Here is a 6312-nt window from a genome sequence, read left to right as displayed (position 1 = left end):
ATCCGGCTACCTTGGAGCTTACGGCGCTGTTTCATCCACGCCAGCAGGACTGGAATGATCACTTTGAAATGCGCGGCCTGTTCGTCATTCCTAAAACAGCCGTGGGGCGCGTGACGGTGAACCTGCTGCAGTTTAATGCTCCGGAGCGGATCATCGAACGTGAATGGTTTATGGCTGCTGGGGCGTTCACTGATGTTGTTCAGTGATGCGAATTGATGGATTTTCCCCGTGACGGTGTGAACAGTGACTTGTGAACGCAGCAAATGCGGTTTGAATACCGAATGTTGCTGAATCTGTTGCCATTGAAAGCCAGATGGATGTTTTGTGTCCTGGCTGGCTGCCTTTCAAGCTTGCTCATGGCACAGGTGGAAACGGTGAAGCCCGCGACTCTCGTCATTGAGCCGGGGTTGGAGCAGGCGGTCAAATGGCCGTGGAAGGTGGAGCCTTCTGCGGCGGAGGCCTGGGGCCTTTCCATCGAAGAGCCTGTCGTCGATCCCGCAGGCAACCCCAGTGAGCCAGGGATGCCGAAAAAGGAGGGCGGAGCGGTGCCTGTCGCCAAGATTGTTCCCAAAGGGCCGCCTCCGGCGATGCTCGAACACGTGGTGGTGAAGGGTGATTCCCTTACCGTGATCGCTCGTGCCCACGGTGTGACGGTGGACCAGCTCAGGATTTTCAACGATCTGAAGAACGACCGAATAGTCCTCGGGAAGGTGGTGAAGGTTCCGGGGGCGGATGACATCAAAGCAATGATTGAGATTGCAGTTGCCGCTGAAAAAGCAGCGGCCAAGGACGCGCCCAAGGCGACGCCCAAGAAAGCACCTGCTCCGTTACGGGAGGTTGCGCCGGTGTTGATTGCGACCAAGCCCCACCGTGCGCTGCCGCCTGCGGCTTGGGGAGCCGCTTCGTTGGTGCTCATCCAATCCTTTCTGGATCGCCAAGGTTTCACCATCGGTCCGATAGATGGCACAGCGGGGCCGATGTATGATGCGGCGTACAAAGCTTTTGAGAAAGCACATCCCGGAGAGCTGCACACACCCGAAGGTCAGTCTTCGGCCGCTATGAAGGCCATCGGCGGGCCCTATGTTGAGTATGTGCTCAGCGCAGCCGACATGCGCTGGATCTCACCCCATCCTGGCAGCGCAGCCGGAGGCAAGGTGAAGGGGAAGTCCATGGGGCCGCTGCCTACTTTAGAGGAACTGACCCATGAGTCCTTTATGGCCTACCGTTCCGGTTGGGAGTTTGTGGCAGAACGATTTCATGCTGCCGAGTCCTTCCTGCGCAACATCAATCCCGGTGTCAAAAATGGCAATGTTCCTGGTGCGGTGTTTTTGGTGCCCAATGTGCTGCCGTTCGAAATTGAAAATGCGCTGGCGGAGCCTCTGCAGCCTGCCGCCGATCCTGCTGCACCCATCTCCGCCAGCATGTTGGGCGTCAGTCGGCTGGTCATTCGCCGTGGAGATGTCGTCATTGCCAGCATGCCCGTTTCATCAGCGCGCCCGGGATTGCGTGGGCGTAAAATTTGGAAGATCCTTGATGTGGTTGCGCGTCCGCGTCTTGCCAGCATGGGCGATGCCGCTGCACCCATGACTGTGCCTTACCGGCTTGCTGCCGGACCCAACAATCCGGTGGGCATTGTGTGGATCAATCTGGCCAAGAGTGGTGACCCGCAGCCTCTGCCCTATGGGCTGCATGGTACCAGCATCCCTGGTACGATGATGAAGCAGGAAAGCGTTGGCGGCTTTCGCATGACGAACTGGGACATCGCCCGTGCTGTGCGTCTGCTTCCGGTGGGCACCGAGTTGAAGTGGGAGTAGTTGTCTGCCTCTGATGCTATGATCCGTTGAAAACGGGTCTGCCGACGGCGGAGGGTGGTCTTGGTTTTGCAGGTTTGGTGCGAGTGGTATAACCGTGATGGCTTAGGCCAGAGTTTTTCCCGCAGATTCAGGAAACCCGCAGATTTTTTAAATGCCCTAGCTGAGTGCCGTTGATTCAGTCCCTTTTTTCAAGGGCGCGTGGTATAACTGTGATGCTTAGGCCAGAGTTTTTCCCGCAGATTCAGGAAACCCGCAGATTTTTTAAATGCCCTTAGCTGAGCGCCGTTGATTCAGAACCTTTTTTAAGGGCGCGTGGGATCACTTTTTGTGAGCTCGTCGTTTACGGATGGCGAGAACATCCCGAGCCATGCGGATCGAATCACGGATCAAATGCACGTGGCCGCCGGGGGTTTCATGCCAGGCGATGGATACCTCTTCAAATTCGCAGCCACTGTCATGCAGGGCGGCGAGCAGTTCGACATCAAAGGCAAAGCCAAGGATACGCAGGTTCGGCGCGATGCGCTGATAGGCTGAGCGCGGAACGAGTTTGAGCCCGCACTGGCTGTCATGGATGGGGATGTGGAGCAGGGTGGAGACGAGCGTGCCAAAAATACGGCCCATGAGCCGCCGCTTCCACTGTCGTTGCACCTTGGTGCTGGTCTGATCCCAGCGGGAGGCAAATATTGCTGTCAGTGGTGCTGGTTGCTGCCGGGCCTTGCGAATGAGATGGGCGACTTCGGTGGCGGAGCAGGAGCCGTCCGCATCCACGAAAGCGAGCCAGTCCACCGGCGGTGCTTGATCCCAGCCGGCATACACGGCTCCGCCTTTGCCCAGGTTCTGGGGCAGAAAGAGCGGTGGAAGGAGGTGCTCATATTGGTGGCAGAGCGGGGTGATGATGCCGCGCATGCGTGCAGCCTCTGCCGAGTCCGAGCCGTCTTCCACCACTTGGACGGTCACAGCACCGAGTTGATGCGTCACCTCGCACAGTTCCGTGAGGAACGGCCCAATGCGCCCGCTTTCCTGATAGCAGGGAATCACGAGATGGACGGTGGCTGGTGGCATGAAAGGACTGATGACAGATGTTCAGTGGAAACAACGGTCGGTAAAAGCTAAATCCATGCAGCCAAGGCATCTTTTGTTTAGTTGCGGAGCTCTGGTATTGCGGTGCTAGCGGGTTCTGTGTCTTTATCGGGCATTCATCATCCATGCGTTTTCTGCACTCAATTTTTGCGCTGCTGCTAGTGCTGCCTGCATGCAGTTCAACGAATCGCATGCTCAAAGCGAAGCCAGTCGCGCTGTCGCCGTTTTTTGAGCAGCCGTGGCGGGCCCAGGATGCGCGTGCACAACTGGGCTTTCAAAAAATCTGGACCACTCCTGAGCCGCAGGTGCTGGCGGAAGGAAAGGCGAAACGAAAGCTCTACATCGCTCCGGTCACGCTGCATTATCTGCGTCCGCTGAACCGGGCGTTTTCCTCCGGAGAGGTCGCATGGGGTGGGGTGCGGCGTCGGGAGGCCGATGTTGCCATGCGCTTGAGGGAGGATTTTGTGGAGGCTTTTCGTAGATCTCCAACGCCGCTGTACCAACTCGTGAATCAGCCGGGCAAGGATACGCTGACACTGCAACTGGCCATCATCGAACTCAATCCCACGAGCCCCAAGGGAAATGCGGTAGTAACCGTGCTGAAGTTCGTGGTCACACCGGTGATCGGACTGGCGGCTTATTTTACCAAAGGCAACATGGCCATTGAGGGCAGGGTGGTGGACTCCACATCAGGCCGCGCCTTCTTCCAGTTCGCTGACAACGAGGCCGACAAGATGACTTTCATCAACGTGCGGGATTATCAGCCCTACGGGCATGCAGTGAATACCATGCGGTACTGGGCCATGCAGTTTGAGCAGATGACGCGGTCTCCGCGTGGCTGGAAGGTGCAGGATTCGGGCGCCATCACGCTGCGACCCAATTGAGAGCCGTCTCTATTTCCTGCCGAACAGTCTGGAGAAGAAGCCGCGCTTGGGCTGCTCCGGTGGCGGAGGGGCGGGGGCCACTGGCTTCGCCTTGGCAATAACGACGGGGCGCGGCTCAGGGGCCGGCCCCTCGATGATCACGGTCATGCCCTGCGTGATCAGCTTCACCAGCCTCACGACATCCCAGTTGGCGGTACGCATGCAGCCATGGCTGGAGCTGCGGCCAATGCTCTGTGGCGAGTTGGTGCCGTGGATGCCGATGCCCGGGCGGTTCAGGCCGATCCACATCACGCCGACGGGATTGTTCGGGCCGATGGGGAGTTCGTAAAAGTTGCTGCTACGCACGCCGTACTCGAGCACGCTTTTGTCCCAGCGGAAGGTGGGCAGTTGAGTGATGCCAAGGATGCGCCAGGTGCCGGGAGGCGTGGCGAGGTGGCCGCTGCCGGGCGTGATGGGCAGGCTGGCGAGCAGTTTTTCTCCATCCCATACATCAAGCACCTTTTCGCGGGTGTCGATCTTGATGACACGCGTGAGAAATTCGGGCACCTCCGGCAGTTTCGGCACCTCAGCGAGTTCTTCGATGAGGAAGGGTTGCACGGCGGGTACCTTCACCACATCGCCCGGCTTGAGCGCGCCCAGCTTCATGGGACGGTTGATGAACTCCAGCAGATCCGGTGCGCTGTGAAAGCGCTCGGTCAGGAACTCCAGCAGCGAGTCATAGGGGAGGTACTTCTTTTTGCTCTGTGCGGAAGGCTGGTGAGGCAGGTCCCCGACGAACTTGAGGTCTTCTGCGCGGATGGTGTAGTTGGTGTAAACCTCCGGAACGCTGGACAGATCCACGGTGTGTGTCTCCATTTCGGTCTCAGGAAGTCCATGGGAGTGCTGGTAGCGCTTCAGTGCCTTGGTGGTGAACTCACCGGGGCGACCATCCAGTTTGCCCGGTCCGAAGAGCTGTGTGTCCAGAAAGATCTGCAGACGCAAGATGTCATCGATGGGCTCGGGTGCCTTCGGCAGGGGATCAGGAAGCACCGCCGATGCGGAGACGCAGGCAAGGAAGAGCAGGGGAAGAAGACGGGAAAGCGGAGGGTTCATGGGGAAATGAAAAGCCAATCGCACCTGCGATGGCTTTTTCCTGAATTTGAGCGTCGCAAAGAGAACGGGGACACACGATCCCGCAAGTAAAGATGCGCGCAAGAAAGATGCCATGGCTGGAATGCGAGAGTCGTTCGACAAGTGTATTACCCAAGATTCAGGGCCGCACCTGACCGCTGCCATCCACTAGGTATTTGTAGCTGCACAATTCTGCCAGGCCCATGGGCCCGCGCGCATGAAGCTTGTCCGTGGAGATGCCGATCTCGGCGCCGAAGCCGAACTCGCCGCCGTCGTTGAAGCGGGTGCTTGCATTATGCATGACCACGGCGCTGTCGATTTCGTGCTGGAAGCGTTCGGCGGTGGCGCGGTCTTTGGTGATGATGCTGTCGGTATGATGGGAGCCGTAGCGATTGATGTGCGCGATGGCTTCATCCAATCCGGTGACGGTTTTGGCAGAGAGGATGAGGTCGAGGTACTCGGTGCTCCAGTCTTCCTCAGTGGCGGGTGTGGCGGGCACGCCGAGGTGCTGCAGGGCGGTGGCATCTGCATGGATTTCGACGCCTGCTTCGAGAAGGCGCTGACCGACGAGCGGATAGAAAGTGGCGGCGAGATCCTCATGGACGAGGATGGTTTCGAGGGCATTGCAGACGCCGGGTTTCTGGCACTTGCTGTTGACGATGATGTTTGCTGCCATGTCGAGATCGGCATCCACATGGACATAGACGTGGCAGACGCCGTCGTAGTGCTTGATGACGGGCATGCGGGCGGTGGCGACGACTTTCTCGATGAGGCCTTTGCCACCGCGTGGGATGATGAGGTCGAGGTACTGATCCATCTGTGCCATGTGCTCGACGCTGGCGCGGTCGGTGAAGGGGATGAGCTGGACGCTGTCGGGTGGGAGTCCGGCGCGCTCGCCACCGGCCTGCAAGGCTGCGGCGAGGGCGCGGTTGCTGTCGATGGCCTCGCTGCCACCGCGCAGGATGGTGGCGTTGCCGGTTTTAAAGCAGAGGGATGCGGCGTCTGTGGTGACGTTTGGGCGTGACTCGAAGATGATGCCGATGACGCCGATGGGGACGCGGACTTTGCGAATGTGGAGGCCGTTGGGACGGGTCCAGTCGGTGAGCTTTTCGCCGACAGGGTCGGGGAGTAGAGCGACCTCGCGCACGGCATCGGCCACGGCTTGGAGGCGCTTTGGGTCGAGCGTGAGGCGGTCGATCATGGCCTTGCTGAGGCCGTTTTGCTCCGCACGAGCGAGGTCGAGGGCGTTGGCGGAGAGGATGGCTTCCTGCCGGGCCATGATTTCGTCGGCCATGGCGACGAGGATGGCGTTCTTCTGCTCGGTGGTCAGCTTGACGAGGGCATACGAGGCGGCACGGGCGCGGCGGCCCATGTCGAGGATGGTGGACTTGATTTCGGAATCGGTCATTGCAAAAAGGGGGCAA

At 59.1% G+C, this 6312-nt stretch carries 5 protein-coding genes and 1 pseudogene; 3 read left to right on the top strand and 3 right to left on the bottom strand.

Annotated features, from left to right (window positions below):
- Together PSV43_RS09285 and PSV43_RS09280 are read left to right on the top strand one after the other, a co-directional pair.
- A pseudogene (locus PSV43_RS09285) lies at positions 1-206 on the top strand (HNH endonuclease); the annotation flags it as partial.
- Positions 207-356: 150 nt separating this feature from the next.
- The gene (locus tag PSV43_RS09280) at positions 357-1814 is read left to right on the top strand and encodes a LysM peptidoglycan-binding domain-containing protein (protein WP_300196034.1); all 1458 of its coding nucleotides are present in this window, start codon (positions 357-359) and stop codon (positions 1812-1814) included.
- A 318-nt stretch (positions 1815-2132) separates the two neighbouring features.
- On the opposite strand, the gene PSV43_RS09275 is transcribed toward PSV43_RS09280, so the two are convergent.
- Positions 2133-2876 carry a glycosyltransferase gene (locus tag PSV43_RS09275; RefSeq protein ID WP_300196031.1) on the bottom strand — a complete coding sequence of 248 codons (744 nt, stop codon included), beginning with the start codon at positions 2874-2876 and terminating at the stop codon, positions 2133-2135.
- A 143-nt stretch (positions 2877-3019) separates the two neighbouring features.
- Between PSV43_RS09275 and PSV43_RS09270 the strand changes: the two genes are divergently transcribed.
- Complete coding sequence (locus tag PSV43_RS09270; RefSeq protein ID WP_300196028.1) at positions 3020-3778, top strand: DUF3313 family protein; 759 nt, start codon at positions 3020-3022, stop codon at positions 3776-3778.
- Between the two features lie 9 nt (positions 3779-3787).
- Here the strand turns inward: PSV43_RS09270 and PSV43_RS09265 are convergent, their stop codons facing one another.
- Both PSV43_RS09265 and PSV43_RS09260 read right to left on the bottom strand, forming a co-directional pair.
- Positions 3788-4870, bottom strand: a complete 1083-nt coding sequence (locus PSV43_RS09265; RefSeq protein WP_300196025.1) for a L,D-transpeptidase family protein — start codon at positions 4868-4870, stop codon at positions 3788-3790.
- Positions 4871-5027: 157 nt separating this feature from the next.
- A complete protein-coding gene (locus PSV43_RS09260) occupies positions 5028-6296 on the bottom strand; it encodes a glutamate-5-semialdehyde dehydrogenase (RefSeq protein WP_300196022.1) in 1269 nt (422 codons plus the stop codon).
- Positions 6297-6312: the final 16 nt, after the last annotated feature.

The sequence above is a fragment of the Prosthecobacter sp. genome (genome assembly GCF_029946185.1).
Classification (GTDB): Bacteria; Verrucomicrobiota; Verrucomicrobiia; order Verrucomicrobiales; family Verrucomicrobiaceae; genus Prosthecobacter.
This window is presented reverse-complemented; position numbering and strand designations above follow the sequence as displayed.